This window comes from Candidatus Frankia nodulisporulans, assembly GCF_902806475.1.
GTDB lineage: Bacteria > Actinomycetota > Actinomycetes > Frankiales > Frankiaceae > Frankia > Frankia umida.
On the sequence record NZ_CADCWS010000008.1, the window covers coordinates 30080 to 48334 of the forward strand.

The window sequence follows — 18255 nt, forward strand, 5'->3', positions numbered from 1 at the left end:
CGTTGCCATGCCTTCTGCCGCCCTGTCGGCCGTACCCGGCGTCACTGTGACCGTCGCCGCATGACCGAGATCTCCGCTCGCACCGGCGCCGACCGCACCGAAGCCGACACCAGCACCAACCCCGACGCCGACCCGACCGGTGTCGCCGCGCCGTCCACCGGCGGGCCGGGTGGACGTGGGTGGGCGGTCGGCCGCTGGCTTGGCGCGCGCTGGCCGGGGCGGCGTCAGGTGCGGGTGGAACTGCTGGCGGGGCTGGTGACCGCGCTCGCGCTGATTCCGGAGACGATCTCGTTCTCGGTGGTGGCCGGGGTCGATCCGCGGATCGGGTTGTTCGCGTCGTTCACCATCTCGATGGTCATCGCCTTCACGGGCGGACGGCCCGCGATGATCTCGGCGGCGGCCGGGTCGATGGCCCTGGTGGCCGCGCCGCTGGTCCGGGAGCACGGCGTGCAGTACCTGATCGCCACGACGATCGGCGTCGGCCTGCTGATGTTCGTGCTGGGGCTGCTCGGCGTCGCGCGGCTGATGCGCTTCATTCCACGGACCGTCATGATCGGGTTCGTCAACGCCCTGGCCATCCTGATCTTCACGGCCCAGCTGCCGCACGCCGTCGGCCGGTCGTGGACGGTGTACGCGCTGGTGGCGGCGGGGTTGGCCATCCTGCTCACGATGGGACGGCTGACCCGTGCCATCCCGGCGCCGCTGGTCGCGGTGGCACTGCTGACCTTCGTGACGGTCTGCTTCCATCTGTCCGTCCCGACGGTCGGGGACGAGGGGCGGCTGCCGTCGTCACTGCCGCGACCGGGCCTGCCGAACGTGCCGGTGGACTGGGAGACGCTGCGGATCGTCGCGCCGTACGTCCTGGCGCTCACGGCCGTCGGGTTGCTGGAGACGCTGCTGACCGCGCAGATCGTCGACCGGATGACCGCCACCACCCACAACCCCGACCGGGAGAGCTGGGGTCTGGGCGTCGCGAACATCGTCAACGGGTTCTTCGGCGGCATGGGTGGCTGCGCGATGATCGGCCAGACGATCGTCAACGTCAACGCCGGTGGACGTGGCCGGCTCTCGACGTTCGCCGCGGGCGGGTTCCTGTTGCTGCTGGTCGTGCCGCTGCGCGACTTGGTGTGCCACATCCCGATGTCGGCGCTGGCCGCGGTGATGATGCTGGTCGCGGTGATGACCTTCGAGTGGCGCAGCATCGCGCCGTCCACGCTGCGGCGACTGCCGCGCGAGGAGACGCTGGTGATGGTCGTGACGGTCGCGGTGGTCGTACCGACCCACAACCTGGCCTACGGCGTGGTCGTCGGCGTGGTGCTCTCGGCGTTGCTGTTCACCCGGCGGGCCGCCCGGCTGGCCACGGTCACCAGCGTGCTCGACCCGCACGGCGGCGAGCGGATCTACGTGGTCCGCGGCTCGCTGTTCTTCGCCTCGACGGCCGACCTGGTCGAGGCGTTCGACTACGCGCGGGATCCGCCTCGCGTGGTCGTGGACCTCGCCGCGGCGGACGTGCTCGACTCGGCGGCGGTCGCCGCGCTCGACGACGTTCGGACGAAATACCGCGAGCGGGGCGTCGAGGTCAGCCTGGTCGGCCTGAGCCCGGCCGGCGCCGCCCTGGTCAAGGGACTGTCGAAGGTCAATTGACGGCCAATACCGCCCCACCGTGAATACACTCCGCCATCAGGTGCTCACAATGAGGATGGTGGCGGGATGGGCGAGAAGGGGCTCACCGGCGGGCTGGTCGACTTTGCCCGCCGCCAGCCGGGCATGGTCGTCCTCGTCCTTGTGCTTGCCGGGTTGTACCTGTCGAAGGCCGGCACGGGCGACAGCGACCGGGCGGTGATCGTGGCGAACGTCGACCTGCCGGCACCGTCACTGGTCATCCACAACCGCACGACCTACGCCGTCGGGGTCGACCCGCGGGCCCCCGACGCGATCCAGCTGCTGTCCAGCCGCGACCGGCACACCTGGACGGTCCACCCGAACGCCCTGGCGGCGCCGCCCAGCTGGGCGGATCCCAGCGGCGGTCTGGGCCCGGCCGCGATCGGCGTGTTCGACGGATCGTTCGTCCTCTACTACACCGCCACCGTGCGGGGACTCGGCCTGCGCTGCGTCTCGGCGGCGACCTCGAAGCATCTCGACGAGCCCTTCGAGGACACCTCACTGGCCCCCTTCGTCTGCCAGACCGCCGAGGGTGGCAGCACCGACCCGAGCCCCTACGTCGACGCCGCCGGACGGCCCTACCTGGCCTGGAGCAGTCCCGGCCAGGCCGGCGGGAGCGGCCCGGCACTGTGGGCCCAGCCGCTGCGCTCGGACGGCCTGGTGCTCACCGGCGACCCCGCCGTCCTGCTGCGCCCGAGCCTGCCCTGGCAGGACGGCAGGGTGGCGTCCCCCTCCCTGCTCGAGGACGACGGGCATTACCACCTCGTGTACTCGGCGGCACCGGAACTCAACGACCGCCAGGTGGTCGCGGACGCCTCCTGCCGCACCCCGCTGGGCCCCTGCCAGCCCACCGACCGTCCGCTGCTCACCGGCTCCCTGGCCGGCTCCGGCCCCGGCGGCGCCCACGCCTTCGCCGACACCAGCCACCACTGGTGGCTGGGCCTGCACACCTGGGATTCGCCCCCCACCGGCGCCTACACCCCCGTGGGCCAGTTCGTCGTCGTCCCCCTCCAGCTCCACGACAACAAACTCAAGATCGATATCACCTCCACCGCCCACGGCACCCTGCGCACCCCCACCCGCCGCGACCACGACGACACCGACTCCGGCGGCACCGATCGCACCGAGCACCGCCGATTCGACTTCAACCGCGAGAACCGCGACGCGCAGGACCTCGACCGCAACTGACCCGCACGTCCATGACCCGGGGCACGTCGTCGCGGACGGCGAGGCGTGGTCGCTGAGCACGAAAGAAATCGGCTCAGCGACCACGCCTCGACAGATGGGCGCCACCGGATCACGACGACGCGGTGGCAGCTCTCAGGTCGAACTGCCGGGGGCAGCGGTGACGCTGGCAACGGGTTCGGCGGTGGAACCGGCGGCGGACTCGGTGGCGGCGGCGGGCTCGGTGGACGCGGGGTCGGCGTGCCTGGGGGTGCGCGGGGTCTGGGCGGGGATGCCGTGTTCGCGTTCGAGCGCGATCTCCTCGGCGTCGGGGATGCGGGGTTCTGGGCGGGTCAGCGCCCAGAACCCCGCAGACGACCGCGAGGAACAGGTAGCCCAGGGCGACCTGGCCACCCCCGGCGTTCCACTCGACCTTCTCGGCGTGGATGAGGCCGATGAACGCCAGTCCCGCCCCGGCCGCGGAGGCGATCGTCGCCGAGATGAACCGTTTGTCGATGATGAACGCGACGATCGAGCCGAGCACCAGGCCGGCGAGCACCGCGCCGTCCCCGAGCAGATGCAGGCCGTGCAGCAGAACGCTGTTGCCCTCGAGGTCGGCGTCGGTGACGGTCAGTTTCACCGCGGGATCGAGGTTCGCCGCGACGCCGACCGCGGTCGTCACCGTGTTGTCGATCAACCCGGCGGCCCAGGAGGCGATGTTCGGGATGATCGCCGCGATCACCGCCGCGCCGTGCGCCTTCGGGGAGACCTGGAATGCCTGGGCACCGATGAGCAGTCCGATGTAGAGCAGGATCGGCACGATCGCCGGTAGCGGCAGCACCGCGCCCAGCAGGCCGAACATGCCACAGAAGCACAGCAGTGCGATCACCCCGCCGGTGGCCAGCGAGTAGCCGGTGCGACCGCCGGCGGACTTCCAGCCGGGGTGACCGATGTAGACCGCGGGCGGGAACGGCGAGCCGAGCGCCGAGCCGACGATCGCGCCGAGACCGTCCGCGAGCAGGATCGGGCGCAGGTTGTAGTTGTCCCCGGCGGACGCGGCGCTCTCCACGTTCGTCATGCCCTCGGTGAAGTTGTAGACGCCGAGCGGGATCGCGGTGGCCAGCAGGGGCGAGATGTCGCGCAGACCGTCGAGGAGCCGGTCGAAGTGGAACGTCGGCAGCGACAGCGCGATGTCCTTCGCCGCCTCGGAGACGGCCGGGGTGTCCATGAACCCGCCGATCCAGCCGATCGCCGTGCCCACGGCCAGCGCGACCGCGCCGATCGGCAGGTTCCACGGCAGCTTCAGGTCGGTGAGCAGCCCGACCAGCAGCAGGCCGAACACGGGCAGCGCGATCCAGGCCGCGTCCCACATCTGGGCGGCGGGACGCATCGAGATGAACGCGATCGAGATGCCGGCCAGCGTGCCGAGCATCGCGGCGCGCGGGGCGTACCTGCGGATCGTCGGGCCGACGAACGCGCCGATCACGACGATGATCCCGATGATGAACGCCCAGGCCAGGCCCGCCTGCCAGGCCTGCATCGGGTTCTTCGTCTTCAGGTAGATCGGCAGCATGATCACGAAGACGACGATGAACATGTGCGGGACGCTCGGCCCGTACGGCATGGCCGTGACATCGTCACGGCCCTCCTTCGCCGCCAGCCGCCGGCCGAGGTAGGCGTAGAACAGGTTGCCGATCAGCATCGCGATGCCGAGCGCCGGCAGGATCGCGCCGAACACCTCGTCCTTCGGGATGTTGACGACGAACAGGCACAGCGAGGTCAGGACGATCACGTTGACCAGCACGTTGATACCGAGGCCGAAGAAGGCGTTGGTGTCGCCCCTGGTCCAGTAGGGCAGGCTGGGCGCCGAGGAGCCCGCGGCCGACGGCTGCGCCGACCGGTTTCCGATCTTGATCATGTGACGAGGACCCGTCCTGTCTCAGGAAGCCGTGGAGGCGGCAGCGGCGGTGGCGGTGGCGAGCAGGGGTTCGAGGGCGGCCAGGAACGCCTGTGACGGGGCGACCCAGCCGAAGATGCCGCCCTAGGCCGCGACCATCTCGAGGGCGACCCGTTGGAAGTCGGGGAAGTAGGAACCGACGCAGTCGCTGAGCACCAGGCACTCGTAGCCGCGGTCGTTGGCCTCGCGGACGGTGGTGTGCACGCAGACCTCGGTCGTCACACCGGTGACGACGAGGCTGGTGATGCCCTTCGCGCGCAGCACGTCCCCGAACGCGGTGGCGTAGAAGGCGCCCTTGCCGGGTTTGTCGATGACGGTCTCGCCGTCGATCGGCGCCAGCTCGTCGATGATGTCCTGGCCGTACTCACCCCGGATGAGGATGCGGACCTTGGGTCCGACGTCGCCGATGCGCAGGGTGGCGTTGCCGCGGTGCAGCTTCGCCGCCGGCAGGTCGGACAGGTCGGGCAGGTGACCCTCGCGGGTGTGGATGACGGTCAGCCCGGCGGCACGCGCGGCCGCCAGCACCGCCCGCAGCGGCTCGATCGTGCCGCGCAGCTGGCCGACGTCGTTGCCGAGGCTCTCCCCGAAGCCGCCCGGCTCGAGGAAGTCGCGCTGCATGTCGATGAGCACGAGCGCGGTGGTCGCGGGGTCGAAGGCGAAGTCGTAGGGTCGGGCGCCCACCGTCGGCGGCGTGCCCACGGGGCCGGTCGGGGTTTCGGTCGGAGTCGATGCGGTGTCGGTCATGCCAGCTCTCGCCATCCCGGGTCCACTGGTGCGGGTCCTCGTGTCTGGAGATGAGGGTCAGCGGGGGGCGTTTCGGCCCACCGCCCGGCACGTAACACACCCATGAACTCTGTATCCAGTTTCGTATCCGATGCCGTATACAGTGCCGGATACGAACTGTTTCCCATGCATTTGGGATGGTTTGTGCAGGCAGGGGTACTGGCGGGTAGGTGGCCTATGCCACTTGCGACCCGCGCCTTGGGCGCGAGAGGTCGACATTCGTTCGGTAGGGCCCGTGTCTGGCGGTCCCGTCGAACCGCGGCTCGGCGGTCACCGACGAGAGGGTGCGATGTGGTTGCTCAGCCGGGTCTGACCGGCCAGTCCCGACCGGGCGGCCGGGCGGTGGCCGAACCTGACGCGACCACGCCGCTGATCAACGCGGCGACGCCGGGTCGGTTCACGCTGGCGCAGCTGCTGACGGTGCTGGACGTGCGCGGGGATGTGCCGCCGGTCCCGGTGCGCTCGCTGCGCAGTCCGCATGGCGGTGTCCTGGGCGCGCAGCAGCTCGGTCAGCAGATCGTGCTGGCGGAGCGCCTGACCCCCGGCAAGACGGTGCATTCGCTGCACACCGTCTTCTCCCGGCCCGGTGACTGCGAGCTCCCGGTGTGGATCGACGTGGAGCACCTGGCGCACGGCCGGTCGGTGGGGGCGCTGGCGCTGTCGGTCCGGCAGCACTCGCAGGCACTGTCGCGGACGAACATCATGCTGCGCGCCCCCGAGCCGGACCTCGGCCGGTTCACGCCGACGACGGTGATGCCCGCGGGCCCCGAGACCGCGGTGGGCCTTCCCATTCGGCTGGTCCCGTGGGAGACGCGGCTGCTCCCCCAGCGTGCCGAGTTCCAGCTGGAGCACTGGGTGCGTGCCGCCGACGCGGGCGATGACCCCACGCTCTGGCGGGCACTGATCGCGCACGCCTGCGAGTTCATGCCGTTGGACGACATCGCGCGGCTGTCCGGCATGGTCACGCCGACGGGCGAGATCATGCCGGACAGCACCGCGCTGGTCCTGTCGATCACAGTGACGTACTTCGCCGAGCTGGACGTGCGGGAGTGGCTGCTCTACCGGGTGAGCGCCCTGAGCATCGCGGGCGGACGCACCACCAGCCGGGTCGAGATCCTCACCCGCGCCGGCGAGCTACGCGCCGAGGCCTCCGTCGTCGGCATCCTCCGCCGACGCCACTGACCCGCTGACCCGCTGACCACCGGACCCGCTGACCCACCGGACCCGCTGGCCCGGCAGCGGCCCACAGGCCCGGCGGCCCACAGGCCGAGTACTCAGGCCTGGGCGCCTTCGGCGACCACGAGGGGTTCGCCGTCGGACGGGCCGGCCGGCACGGGCACCGGGACGACCGGGCCACGGCGACGCGGCAGTAGCAGGGCGAGCGGCAGGCCGACCACGAACACGCAGGCCGCGATCAGCAGACCGAGCGAGTAGCCGGAGGTCAGGGCGTCGGGCAGGGCGACGCCCTGACTCACGCGGGATTTGGTGCGGTCCTCGGCGAGCGTGGTGACCACCGCGAGGCCGACGGCCGCGCCGATCTGACGGCCGGTGTTGATGAGCCCGGAGGCGAGCCCCGCCATGTGCATCGGGACCCCGGAGGTGGCGGCGGTGACCATCGCGACCATCACCGTGCCGATGCCGAGGGCCATCAGCGCGATGGGCCCGAACACATCCACCCAGTAGGAGCTGTCCGCGGAGATACCCGTCATCCAGAACTGACCGGCAGCGCCGATCACGACGCCGGTGACAACGAGCGGGCGTGGCCCCGTCCGGCCGATCAGCCGGGTCACGACCTGCGACGCGACAATGATCGAGACCGGCATCGGCAGCATCGCGATCCCGGCGCGCAGCGGACTGAAGCCCTGCACCCGCTGCAGGTAGAGCGTGAGGAAGAACAGCACGGCGAACATGCCGGCCCCCAGCACGGCCGCGATCATGTTCGCCACCGCGATGCCCGGGAACCGGAAGATGCCCAGCGGCACCAGCGGGTTCGCGCTGGTCGCCTCGATGGCCACGAACCCGCCGAGCAGCACGAGCCCGCCGACGAGCATGCCCAGGGTGAGCGGGGACGTCCACGACGTGCTCTCGGTTCGCACGATCGCGTAGACCACCAGGACCAGACCGCCGGTCACCGCCACGGTGCCGGGCATGTCAAGGTCACGCAGCCGGCTGATCTGGCCACGCGACTCGACCAGCACCACCCGCGCGGCGCCGATCAGCACGACACCGATCGGCACGTTGACGAACAGCACCCAGCGCCAGTCGGCGACGTCGGTGAGCACACCGCCGAGCACCGTGCCGAACGCACCACCGCTGGCCGCCGTGGCACCCCAGGCCCCGAGGGCCCGCGTGCGTTCCCGCCCCTCGGCGAACGAGGTCATCAGAAGGCTGAGTGTCGCCGGTGCCAGCACCGCACCGCCGAGGCCCTGGGCCGCCCGCGCGATGATGAGCTGGACCTCGCTCTGGGCGAAGCCGCCACCAAGGCTGGCGAGTGTGAACACGGCCAGGCCGAAGATGAACACCCGCCGCCGGCCGAACAGGTCGGCGGCCCGGCCGCCGAACAGCAGCAGCCCGGCGAAGGCCAGGGTGTAGGCATTGACCACCCACTGCAGCCCGCCCGCCGACATTCCAAGATCGTCCTGCATCGATGGCAGGGCGATGTTCACGATCGAGATGTCGAGCACGACCATGAACTGGGCCAGGCAACAGACCGCCAGGATCGCCCACGAGGCCCGTGGCGCTGCGACCGCCCCCGTTGGAGCGGTCTCCGAATGTGCATCCATCAACGTCCCTCCCTCCCCGTCCGCTGTTCTCTTGTTCTCTCCGCCGCTCCCGTGCGCCCCGGCCCGACTCAGCCGCAGGCCCGTTCGGCCGCGGTTGCGTTCGGCCGCGGTTCAGGTCAGCCACGGCTCCGGTCAGCCGCGGTTCTCCTCGGCCGTGCGTCCGCTCAGCCACGCGGCCGGGCGGACACATGCGTGGATCACACCCACCCGCAGTCGTACAGCGTACGAGCGACGTGGTCCCACTCTACGCCGTACGATGTACGAACGGCAAAACGCTTGTCTGACTCTGGGTTGCGCTCCCTGGGTTGCGCTCGAAGGTCGTGATCGGTTGTGGTCGGAGGTGACCAGGCAATGTCCCGTATGGGCACGGCGGCGAAGGCGGCCGCCTCACCTGCGGTTGTCCGGCCCGTCGTCGCGCGGCCACCGGTGGCGGAGTCCGGCACGCAGGTCGAGCGGCGTGCCGCTGGCGGCACCTGCCGCTCGAAGCTGAACCCCCCGCGGCTGGCCCGGGCTGCGATCGAGATCGCGGACGCGGAGGGCCTGGCCGCCGTGTCGATGCGCCGGCTCGCCACCCACCTCGGTGTCGGGACGATGACGCTGTACTACCACGTCCGGGACAAGGACGAGCTGCTCGACGTCATGTGGGACGAGTTCATGGGCGAGAGCCTGCTCGCCGAGGTCCCGGCCGACTGGCGCGGCGGCCTCACCGCGATCGCGCGCCGCATGCGGGAGTCCTACCAGCGCCATCCCTGGACACTGCAAGTGATCATCCGGTCGTCCCGCGGGCCCAACAAGCTGCGCTTCATCGAACAGTATCTGGGCGTCGTCTCACGACTCACCGATGATCCGCTGGAGCAGCAGCGCATCCTGCACTCGGTGAACGACCTTGTCGTCGGCTGCACCCTGCGGGAGGCGAGCGTGCTGCAGACCACCACGGCGGGCTGGAGTGATCCCACGGTCGACGGCCAGCTGCTCGAGCCCGACTTCGGCACCCTCGACGACGGCGAGGAACTCCCCCGGCTACGCACCCTGTGGAGAAACGGATGCCTGGTGATGGTGCCGCGTTTCGAACAGGCGCTGGGTTGGCTCCTGGACGGCATCGAGGCGGCGCACCCGGACGTCCGGGAGGACGAGGGGAAGAACACCGGGAACGCCAGCGGCACGTGTGAACAATGAGCGGCAACACAGTAGAAGACTGAAGAAGCGGGCGTAGCACCCTTCACGGACACCACCTGAGTGGCTACCGTCAGAGAGGTCCGTCGCCGTCGGCGAGCCACGCGTCGCACCCGGGGCAGCCCACATGACCGTTCGTCTTCCGCGCCACGTGGCCCCACTCGCCACGGGCGAGCCGACCATGCTCGGGCCGTACCAGCTCCTTGGGCGGGTTGACGTGGGCATCACCGGTGTCATCCACCTGGCTCGGGCACCTGGCGGCGCGCAGGTGGCCGTCCGCTCGCTGCATCCCGGGGACGCGCCGCGCGACGACATGCGGGCCCGTTTCGCCGCCGCGGTCGATCGAGCCCGTGTGATCGCCGGCCCGCACACCTGCGGTGTTCTCGATGCCGCGCCCGGCGCCGAGCGGCCCTACCTCGTGGCCGAGTACGTCGGCGGGCCCACCCTCGCCCGTGAACTGGCCGAGCGTGGCCCGCTGTCTCCCGAGGAGATCGATCGCCTCGCCCGCAGCCTGCTGACGACGATCGAGGCGGCGCACCGCAGCGTCGGCCCGCTCGGTGATCTGACGGCCGCCGACATCGTGCTCTCGGTCGTCGGCCCCCGCCTGGTCGACCTGGGGGTCGCCGCGGCCCTACGGCCGTTGCTGGTGACGGCCGCGGCCAGGGCAGGCGTGCCGGCCGCCGACAGCACGTATGTGCCGGGGTACGGCTACGGGCCTGCCGCGGGCGGTTGGGACGGTCCCGCGGCCGACGTCGTCGCCTGGGCCGGCATCGTCGACCTGGCCGCCACCGGGCGTCCGTCCAGCGTGGTGGGGCAGGCCGGCGGGCGTGGCGGTTGGCGCCGCGAGCAGGCCGGGGCCGACGCGAGCGAGCTGACCAGTCCGGGGGTGCGTCGCGCGCTGGCCCGGGTCCGGCTCGCCGACGGCGGCTCCCTGCCCGACACCGCCGAGCTACTCGCCCTGCTCGCCGGCGCCCGCCCCGCGCGTCCCGCGGGACGCCGCCGCGGTCCACGGCCCGCCACCGCTGGGCCGGCATCCGCGCCGGATCCCGCCCCGCGGGTCTCACGCTGCCCCCGCTGGCCGGGCTGCCACCCACCCCTGCCCTGCCCGGCGCCGCACCCGAGGCGACCGCGCGCCGCGCCACGGGCCGACGCGGTGCCACCCCCGGGGTGAGCGCCGCGGACATCGCCGCGTTCGGCACCAGCGGGGCCGTCGAGGTGGACGGCCCCGCGGCCGACGCCCCGCCGTCGCATCGTCGGGTGCGGCGCCTGGCCGGCGCACCGGTGCCGGAGTCCGGTCAGTCCGGTCAGCCCGGCCAGCCGCGTCGCTTCCGGATTCGGCCGATGGCCGCGTTGGCCGTCACAGCGGTGGCGGCGGTGGCGGCCGCGGCAACCGCCGCCGATCTGGGCGCCACCGGAGACGAGGTCACCTCCGGCGCCCAGGCACCCCAGCACGACACGCACCCCACGGATCTGCCGGCCGCCTCCCGCGCTGCCGACCGGTCCACGGCGGGCCTGACTCCCGGCTCGCAACCGCACCCCGGCACCAGCCCGGACGCCGGCGCCGGAACCCATGTCGAGGCCCCCGCGGCGAACGCACCGGCCGGCCCAGCGACTCCCCGCCCGCCGATCCCGCCGGCCACCACCGCGCTGGACCCGGCGGGTGCCGCCATCGGGGCCGCACCCGGCGCCCAGAAGCCGCTGACCGCGGCTCCGTCCGTCCGACAGCCGCTGAAGCTCCCCGCGGCGCAGCGGGCGCTCGACGCCCTCCATCTGACGGACGACGTCACGCCGCCGGCCGCCGCCAGCGCGCCCAGCGGCGACGCGGACACCGCCGACGGGCCCGGCATCGACCTTGACACCTCGTCGCTGGCCGGCCTGCTGATCACCCCCCTGACACCGCTGTCGCCAGCCGAGCAGTCCGGCCAGGAGCCACCGGCGCCCCCCGCCCCCGCGCGGGCGGTCGCCGACCCCGCCGCACCGCCGACCACGGCCCAGAGCAGCCCGGTCACAACCACGCCCGCCCAGCCGGCCGCAGCCCCGGCTCAGCCAGCCGCCCCGGCTCAGCCAGCCGCTGCCCCCGCTCAGCCGGCCGCTGTCCCGGCCCAACCGGGGGGCGCCGACCCGGTCCAGCCAGTGGTGCCGCTCCAGCCCGCCAGCCCGGCTGGGGCGGCCGCCGTCACGCCCACGCAACCGGCGGCCGGTTCCCGGCCAATGGGACGCATCCCGGCGGTGCCGCGCTCGGCCGCGAAACCCGGCGTCCGGCCGAACCCGATCACAGTCACCACCTCGACGGACACCCCCGCGGCCACCAGCACCCCGGCGACCGCCGACACCCCGGCGGCTACCGACACTCCGGCGGCTACCGACACTCCGGCGACCGCCGACACTTCTGCGACTGCCGACACGCTGCCGACCACCGGACCCGTGCCGATCACCGAGCTCACCCCGACCACCACAGCCACCACCGCTGACCCCGGCACCACGGCTGACCCCGCGGCGACGTCCAGCTCGGCGGCGGGGACGCGGGTGGCGGAGAGCACGTCGTCAGAGGCGTCCACGGGGCTGGACCCGACTCAGGTCCTCATCGTCCCGTTGACCCCTCGCTGAGATCTGGGTTCGGGGCTGCTCAGGCCGGTTGGCGGACCGCGCCGGCCGGCCAGACGACCTGTACCGGGCGGCCCAGCCGCTGGGCGTAGGCGACCACGTCCGCCGTCCCGCCGTAGCCGCGGGCTGGCTGTCCGTCCCAGATGGCGATGAGGTGGTCGGAGGCGTCGACCAGCAGCCGGCTCGCGTCCATCAGGCTGGGCGGGTCGGGCACCGGACGGTCCTGTCGGCGGACCTCGGCGGAGCTGCGCAACAGGCGGTCGTAGTCGCGCAGGTGGGTGGCTGACTGAAGATCCCGATAGCCGTGGGCGGGGATCACGGAGATGAGCTGGCCGCCGAGATCGAGCACGACGTCGGCGAAGACGGTGTCGGCACCGTCGGCCAGACAGCTGATGCCCGCGAAACCACGCGTCGCCCGCGCGAGCGGCTCGAGCAGCCGCCGCAGCTCCGCGTCGACATAGCGGCTCTGCACATCGGTCAACCCCCGATGGCCGGTCACGCCGACGACGGACCGGGCCAACGAGGGCCCCTGGGAGCACCCGGACATCCGGCGAATCTAGCTCGCCCGCCTGCCCCCTCGTGCCTGCTTACCAGCACAGAGGTGGGCCTCACGTGTCCCAGCGTCGTCCGAACCGCGTCCCGCGGAACGCCGGACGCATGTCCCGCGGGACACCGGTGATCAGCGGATGGCGGGGGCGCCCTGCCAGCCGGGACGGCCGTGTGCGAGCCAGTCGGGGATCAGCGTGCGCAGGGCCTGCGGCTGTAGTTGCAGCTCGCCGAGGGTGTTCAGTGGGGTCGAGATGACATCCAGATGGTCGAGCCGGCTGCCGAACTCGGCGCCCCACGAGCGGTCGACGGAGAAGATGACGTCGAGTTCACCGACGGCGGTGCCCCGCTCGACGCGTGTTCCGGCCACGCAGCCGACGAACGACACGTGGTTGACCTCGATGTCGGCCTGCTCGTCGAGTTGACGACGCAGGGAGACCTGGACTGTCTCGCCGGCCTCGACCGGGCCGCCCGGCAGGTGGAAGGTCTTCTGGCCGCGCACGTTGGTGAGCATGATCCGGTCACCCTCGACCAGCAGCGCGCGGACGTTGATCCGGGTCGGTGTGCCCGAGGAGGCACCCCGGTCGGGCGGCGCGCCCAGGGTGGTCGGTGCGACGGCGAACGGACGATCGGGATCGGTCACGGCAGCTCCAGGGCCAGAGATCGACACACGGTCAGTAGAATGTAACGCAAACGTTTCGTCGCAGGGCAGATCCACCGCCATAGGAACTCCGCAGAAGCGGTTGATACACGACGGAAATCACCGCAAGATCGGGTAAACCAAGCGGAATTAGCCGAACCTGCGGGGTTACTATCGCAGGTATGCCAAGATTTCGGATCAGCGAGGCAGCAGCCCTGCTCGGTGTCAGCGACGACACCGTCCGCCGCTGGGCGGACAGCGGCCGCCTGCCCACCGTCCTGGACGACGGGGGTCGTCGGGCGGTGGAGGGCACCAACCTGGCCGAGTTCGCCAAGGACATGGCTGGTGAACAGGCTAGCGCGTCCATTCCCGTCGTGGCGGAGTCGGCCCGCAACCGCTTCCCGGGAATCATCACCCGGGTGACCCGCGACACGGTCATGGCCCAGGTCGAGATCCAGGCCGGGCCGCATCGGCTGGTGTCCCTGATGAGCCGCGAGGCCGCCGACGAGCTTGGTCTCGAGCCCGGTGTGCTCGCGGTCGGGGCGGTGAAGTCCACCAACGTCGTCATCGAGATGCCCGACCGCCGCTGACCACCTCGCCTCGGACTCGAGAAAGGCACCTCGCCGGCGATGACGACTGACGCCTCCCTGTCGTGGTCCGGCCCGCCGGCGCAGACCGGCGAGCCGGCGGGCTCCGACGGGCCGCATCCGGCCCGCCGGTCCGGTCAGCGGCGGGAGACCCGCAAACGGGTGCCGTGGGTGCTGTGGCTGCCGGGTTCGATCGCGGTGCTGTTCCTGCTGCTGCCGCTGGTCGGCCTGCTGATCCGCGCGCCGTGGACGGGGCTGGCGCATCTGCTGAGCGAGAAGAGCGTCCGCCAGGCGCTGTTGCTGTCGTTGCGCACGTCCACCGAGTCGACGGTGTTGTCGCTGGTGTTCGGCGTTCCGCTGGCCTGGCTGCTGGCCCGCACCCGGTTTCCGGGTCATACCCTGCTGCGGGCGCTGGTCACGCTGCCGCTGGTGCTGCCGCCGGTGGTCGGCGGTGTCTCGCTGCTGCTGGTGCTGGGGCGGCGCGGGCTGGTCGGCGAGTCGCTGGAGAGCTGGTTCGGTTTCACCCTGCCGTTCTCCACCAACGGCGTGGTGGTCGCGCAGACGTTCGTGGCGATGCCGTTCCTCATCGTCTCGGTCGAAGGCGCGCTCAACAGCTCCGACCGCCGCTTCGAGGATGCCGCCGCTACCCTCGGCGCCGATTACTGGACGACGTTCCGCCGGGTGACCGTCCCGCTCGTGGCGCCCGCGGTCGCCGCCGGCACCGCCCTGTGCTGGGCCCGCGCCCTCGGCGAGTTCGGGGCGACGATCACCTTCGCCGGTAACTTCCCCGGCACCACCCAGACGATGCCGCTGGCCGTCTACCTGGCGCTCGAGACCGACCCGGACGCGGCGATCGCCCTTTCCCTCGTGCTGTTGGCGGTCTGCGTCACGGTCCTGGTGGCGCTGCGCGCCCGGTGGCTGCCCGGCACCCGGTTGATCACGCGTCTGCGGGCCGGCCGCACCGACCCACCCGCCACCGCCACCGCCACCGCCGACACATCCATGATCACGGCTGCCGAGGGCGGCGGTGACACCCACTCGGACGGTTCAGGGGGACCACGATGAGCACAGCCCGTCCGGAGGCGAACGCGCCCACCGACCCGACGAGACCCCCCACCCCCGGCGAGGCTGGCGCGGCCGCTGGTGGGGCGGACGCTACGGGTGGCGTCGGCGAGGGCGATGGTCTGGACGCGCGGATCGTCGTGCGCCGCGGGACGTTCCTCCTGGACGTCGAGGTGCGCGTCGCGCGGGGTGAGGTGGTGGCAGTCCTGGGCCGCAGCGGCGCGGGCAAGAGCACGTTGCTGCGCGCGCTCGCCGGTCTGCTCCCCCTGGACGCCGGACGCATCACGCTCGCCGGCCAGGTGCTCGACGACCCGCGGGAACGCCGCTTCGTGCCGTGCGAGGAACGACCGGTCGGTGTCGTGTTCCAGGACTATCTTCTGTTTCCGCACCTGCGGGCCCGCGACAACGTCGCGTTCGGCCTGCGTTCCCGCCTGCGTCAGGGACGGCGCGGCTCCCGGACGGAGGCCGAGTCGTGGCTGACCCGTTTCGGCGTGGGCGACCTGGCCGACCGTCGACCCGCCGCGCTCTCCGGCGGGCAGGCCCAACGGGTGGCACTCGCCCGGGCGCTCGTCACCCGGCCACGGCTGCTGCTTCTCGACGAGCCGCTGTCGGCGCTGGACACCTCGACGCGCACCGAGGTCCGAACGTTCCTACGCGGCGTCCTGCCGACGCTGTCCGCGCCGGTCCTGATCGTCACGCACGATCCCATGGACGCCGAGGTCCTCGCCGACCGCACGATCGCCCTGGCCGGCGGCCACCAGATCGCCCCGGCCGTCTGATCACCCGTCGGCGCCGGCCGCCACCCGGGGCCGTTGCGCTGCTTGCCCTGGCCGGTGGCGGACCTCGGCGTCCGGGCCCGGGAACACGAAGCTGACGGCTCCGGTGTCGCTCCAGCGCACGGCGAACGGCGGGTCACCGCTGTCCGAGCGGGCGGCGCAGACCTGCCCCGACCGATCCGCCGTCCGCGGCACATGACTGTGGATGATCAGCGTGTCGCCCGGGCGCGCCCGCAGCATCCCGGTCCGCCGTGGAAACACCGGTGACCCGGAGACCCGGACCATCGACGCCGTCTCCACGGGCCCCCCATTCGGGCCAGCGACCATCGCCGCTCGACGGGCGGCGTGGCCGCCCACTGCCAGGCCCGGCCCGGCCCGTCCCACGGGATGGCTGGTCACGACGGGGGATGCTGGTTCGCGGTGCGGTGCGAACGTCTCGTCGTGCACCGCGTGGACCAGGTCGGCCATCTGCCGCTCGCTGCGGATCAGCAGGTCGTCCACGGTGACGATGCCGACGACGCGCCGCCCGTCGAGGACCGGCAGCCGCCGCAGGGCATGGTCGTGGAAGATCTCGTAGGCACGTTCGACGCCCATCCCGGCCGGGATCGTGATCACATCGGTGGTCATCAACGCGTCGATGCGGCCGTCGGCCCCGACCCCCCGAGCCACCCCCCGGATCACGACGTCGCGGTCCGTGACGATGCCGACGAGCCGATCGTTGTCGACCACCAGCAGGGCACCGACCCCCGTGCGGGCCATCTCCCGCGCGGCCTGGCCGATCGTGGTGGTCCGCGGCACGGTCACCGGCGGCCTGCTGATCATCGAGCCGACGTAGACCATCTGTCTCCCCCTCCGATCGGGCTCTACACACCGCGCGAACCGGCCACGCGGCCACGTCCACGTCCTTCCCCCGATTCCAACACGTAGTCGCACGACAACACACGGCACGCATCTCGATGGACGCTCGTCCCGTGGTCGATCACCGATCCGCGCCCGCCTCGGCCTCGCCATCGGGGGCGTCGGGGAAGGCGTCGAGGAACCAGTCGCGGGCGAGTCGTGCGGCCTGGGCGAGCGTGCCCGGCTCGCTGAACAGGTGCGTCGCGGTGGGGACGAGGTCGAGTCGGTGGACGCAGCCGGTGAGGCGCTGCCGCGCCCAACGGTTCCACTCGAGCACCCGCGTGTCCTGTTCGCCGACGATCAGCAGGGTTGGTACGCGCACGGCGGGCAGCCGCGTCCAGGCGAGGTCCGGCCGGCCGCCGCGGGAGACGATGGCACGCACGCGACTGGCGGGTTCGGCGGCGGCGGCCAGGGCGACCGCGGCTCCGGTGCTCGCGCCGAACAGTCCCAGCGGGAGCCCGGACGTCTCCGGTCGCGCGGCGAGCCACGCGTCGACCGCGGTCAGCCGACCGGCGAGCAGCGCCAGATCGAAGTCCTGGTCCTGCGGGGTCGACGGGAGAACCGGCGACGCGGGGACGGCCAGGTCGAGCAGGAGGGTGGCCAGGCCCGCGGCGGTGAGGACCTCGGCGACATACCGCCCACGTGGGCTGTCACGCCCAGAGCCACTGCCGGGCACGAGCACCACCACCGCGCGCGGCGACGGTGGCAGCGCCAGCCGGCCCGGCAGCCGGACGTCCGCGAGCGTGATCTCCACATCCGTCGCCCACCCGGACGGGCCCGTCGTGGACGCCTGCCGGAGCAGGTCGACGACCTCCTCGTCGGAGGTCTGGGTGAAGTCGGCGTAGAACTGTCCGACCCCGACGAACTCCTGGGGAGCGTGCGCCCAGATTACCTCGTCGGCGTCCGCCCGCAGCTGGTCGACGCGGTCGCGGGCGATCACCGGGGTGGCCAGGACGATCCGCTGCGCCCCGGCCGCCCGCAGCGCCCGGCAGGCGGCGCGGGCGGTGGCACCGGTGGCGATCCCGTCGTCGACGACGAGGGCCATCCGCCCGGACAGCCCGATCCGGGGACGTCCCTGCCGGAAGAGGTGGCCGCGGCGTTCCAGCTCCGCCAGTTCCTCGGCCTCCACCTGGGCGAACTGCGCCTGGTCCACCTGGGCCAGCCAGACCGTCTCGTCGTTGACCACCCGGATACCGCCCTCGGCGATCGCGCCCATCGCCAGTTCGGGTTGCCGCGGCACCCCGATCTTGCGCACGAGTAGGACGTCCAGCGGTGCGCCGAGTGCCCGTGCCACCTCGAACCCGACCGGCACGCCACCCCTGGGCAGCGCCACCACGACGATGTCGTGCCCCCGCAGGTGCCGCAGCCGGGCCGCGAGCTGACGTCCGGCGTCCCGACGATCCGCGAAACTCCCGTTGTCGACGCTCATGGTCACCGCACCCTCCTCCGCCGCCACCCGCCGAATCGTCACCCCCCGTTATCTGCCTTCCCTCTTGTGACTATCGCCGATCCCACGGGGCGGCTGCTTGTCTCGCCCGTTCGGACCATCCGGTTGCCGGCGACGTCCGGATCGCGTCGACCAGGCCAGGCCGTTAGCGCAAATCCGTCCTACTTGTCTGGT

General features: G+C 72.2%; 15 protein-coding genes and 1 pseudogene. 9 read left to right on the forward strand and 7 right to left on the reverse strand.

The features are described from left to right. Positions 1-60: 60 nt before the first annotated feature. Positions 61-1644 (forward strand): SulP family inorganic anion transporter, encoded by a 1584-nt coding sequence (locus G6R24_RS02045; protein WP_163547463.1) that lies wholly within the window; start codon positions 61-63, stop codon positions 1642-1644. 66 nt (positions 1645-1710) lie between these two features. Beyond that, positions 1711-2850 carry a family 43 glycosylhydrolase gene (locus G6R24_RS02050; protein ID WP_163547464.1) on the forward strand — a complete coding sequence of 380 codons (1140 nt, stop codon included), beginning with the start codon at positions 1711-1713 and terminating at the stop codon, positions 2848-2850. Positions 2851-2959: 109 nt separating this feature from the next. Here the strand turns inward: G6R24_RS02050 and G6R24_RS02055 are convergent, their stop codons facing one another. Both G6R24_RS02055 and G6R24_RS02060 read right to left on the reverse strand, forming a co-directional pair. Further along, positions 2960-4744, reverse strand: coding sequence for a regulator (locus G6R24_RS02055; protein WP_225438020.1), 1785 nt, complete (start codon positions 4742-4744; stop codon positions 2960-2962). 21 nt (positions 4745-4765) lie between these two features. Continuing rightward, a pseudogene (locus G6R24_RS02060) lies at positions 4766-5527 on the reverse strand (cysteine hydrolase family protein). Positions 5528-5857: 330 nt separating this feature from the next. Here G6R24_RS02060 and G6R24_RS02065 point away from each other — a divergent pair. Then, positions 5858-6748 carry an acyl-CoA thioesterase gene (locus tag G6R24_RS02065; RefSeq protein ID WP_225438022.1) on the forward strand — a complete coding sequence of 297 codons (891 nt, stop codon included), beginning with the start codon at positions 5858-5860 and terminating at the stop codon, positions 6746-6748. Positions 6749-6840: 92 nt separating this feature from the next. On the opposite strand, the gene G6R24_RS02070 is transcribed toward G6R24_RS02065, so the two are convergent. Beyond that, positions 6841-8349, reverse strand: coding sequence for an MFS transporter (locus G6R24_RS02070; protein WP_163547466.1), 1509 nt, complete (start codon positions 8347-8349; stop codon positions 6841-6843). A 351-nt stretch (positions 8350-8700) separates the two neighbouring features. On the opposite strand from G6R24_RS02070, the gene G6R24_RS02075 reads away from it, so the two are divergent. The 3 genes from G6R24_RS02075 (at position 8701) to G6R24_RS02085 (ending at position 12129) form a co-directional block, all read left to right on the forward strand. Further along, positions 8701-9525 carry a TetR/AcrR family transcriptional regulator gene (locus G6R24_RS02075; protein WP_225438023.1) on the forward strand — a complete coding sequence of 275 codons (825 nt, stop codon included), beginning with the start codon at positions 8701-8703 and terminating at the stop codon, positions 9523-9525. A 124-nt stretch (positions 9526-9649) separates the two neighbouring features. Beyond that, positions 9650-10693 carry a protein kinase family protein gene (locus G6R24_RS02080; protein WP_163547467.1) on the forward strand — a complete coding sequence of 348 codons (1044 nt, stop codon included), beginning with the start codon at positions 9650-9652 and terminating at the stop codon, positions 10691-10693. Next, positions 10690-12129 (forward strand): hypothetical protein, encoded by a 1440-nt coding sequence (locus G6R24_RS02085; RefSeq protein WP_163547468.1) that lies wholly within the window; start codon positions 10690-10692, stop codon positions 12127-12129. The genes G6R24_RS02080 and G6R24_RS02085 overlap by 4 nt, the downstream gene beginning before the upstream one ends. Before the next feature lie 19 nt (positions 12130-12148). Here the strand turns inward: G6R24_RS02085 and G6R24_RS02090 are convergent, their stop codons facing one another. Next, a complete protein-coding gene (locus G6R24_RS02090; protein WP_338083879.1) occupies positions 12149-12625 on the reverse strand; it encodes a hypothetical protein in 477 nt (158 codons plus the stop codon). Positions 12626-12805: 180 nt separating this feature from the next. Then, positions 12806-13315: an NUDIX domain-containing protein gene (locus tag G6R24_RS02095; RefSeq protein ID WP_225438024.1), complete on the reverse strand. Its 510-nt coding sequence runs from the start codon at positions 13313-13315 to the stop codon at positions 12806-12808. Between the two features lie 179 nt (positions 13316-13494). Here G6R24_RS02095 and G6R24_RS02100 point away from each other — a divergent pair, with 179 nt between their 5' ends. From G6R24_RS02100 to G6R24_RS02110, 3 genes are read left to right on the forward strand one after another with little or no spacing between them, the layout of a single operon-like run. Next, entirely contained in the window at positions 13495-13902 is a 408-nt protein-coding gene (locus tag G6R24_RS02100) for a TOBE domain-containing protein (RefSeq protein ID WP_163547471.1), read from the forward strand. 39 nt (positions 13903-13941) lie between these two features. Continuing rightward, positions 13942-14964: an ABC transporter permease gene (locus G6R24_RS02105; RefSeq protein WP_163547472.1), complete on the forward strand. Its 1023-nt coding sequence runs from the start codon at positions 13942-13944 to the stop codon at positions 14962-14964. After that, complete coding sequence (locus tag G6R24_RS02110; RefSeq protein WP_163547473.1) at positions 14961-15740, forward strand: ABC transporter ATP-binding protein; 780 nt, start codon at positions 14961-14963, stop codon at positions 15738-15740. The genes G6R24_RS02105 and G6R24_RS02110 overlap by 4 nt, the downstream gene beginning before the upstream one ends. Here the strand turns inward: G6R24_RS02110 and G6R24_RS02115 are convergent, their stop codons facing one another. Both G6R24_RS02115 and G6R24_RS02120 read right to left on the reverse strand, forming a co-directional pair. Next, entirely contained in the window at positions 15741-16577 is an 837-nt protein-coding gene (locus G6R24_RS02115) for a CBS domain-containing protein (RefSeq protein WP_163547474.1), read from the reverse strand. It lies immediately after the preceding gene. A 139-nt stretch (positions 16578-16716) separates the two neighbouring features. Beyond that, on the reverse strand, positions 16717-18063 hold the full coding sequence (locus G6R24_RS02120; RefSeq protein ID WP_163547480.1) for a phosphoribosyltransferase family protein: 1347 nt from the start codon (positions 18061-18063) through the stop codon (positions 16717-16719). Between the last annotated feature and the right edge of the window lie 192 nt (positions 18064-18255).

Bases quoted from the DNA above. Each gene is read 5' to 3' on its own strand.
- G6R24_RS02100 (WP_163547471.1), top strand. From the start codon at position 13,495: ATGCCAAGATTTCGGATCAGCGAGGCAGCAGCCCTGCTCGGTGTCAGC.
- G6R24_RS02120 (WP_163547480.1), bottom strand. From the start codon at position 18,063: ATGAGCGTCGACAACGGGAGTTTCGCGGATCGTCGGGACGCCGGACGT.
- G6R24_RS02080 (WP_163547467.1), top strand. From the start codon at position 9,650: ATGACCGTTCGTCTTCCGCGCCACGTGGCCCCACTCGCCACGGGCGAG.
- G6R24_RS02070 (WP_163547466.1), bottom strand. From the start codon at position 8,349: ATGGATGCACATTCGGAGACCGCTCCAACGGGGGCGGTCGCAGCGCCA.
- G6R24_RS02050 (WP_163547464.1), top strand. From the start codon at position 1,711: ATGGGCGAGAAGGGGCTCACCGGCGGGCTGGTCGACTTTGCCCGCCGC.
- G6R24_RS02115 (WP_163547474.1), bottom strand. From the start codon at position 16,577: ATGGTCTACGTCGGCTCGATGATCAGCAGGCCGCCGGTGACCGTGCCG.
- G6R24_RS02105 (WP_163547472.1), top strand. From the start codon at position 13,942: ATGACGACTGACGCCTCCCTGTCGTGGTCCGGCCCGCCGGCGCAGACC.
- G6R24_RS02045 (WP_163547463.1), top strand. From the start codon at position 61: ATGACCGAGATCTCCGCTCGCACCGGCGCCGACCGCACCGAAGCCGAC.
- G6R24_RS02110 (WP_163547473.1), top strand. From the start codon at position 14,961: ATGAGCACAGCCCGTCCGGAGGCGAACGCGCCCACCGACCCGACGAGA.
- G6R24_RS02075 (WP_225438023.1), top strand. From the start codon at position 8,701: ATGTCCCGTATGGGCACGGCGGCGAAGGCGGCCGCCTCACCTGCGGTT.
- G6R24_RS02055 (WP_225438020.1), bottom strand. From the start codon at position 4,744: ATGATCAAGATCGGAAACCGGTCGGCGCAGCCGTCGGCCGCGGGCTCC.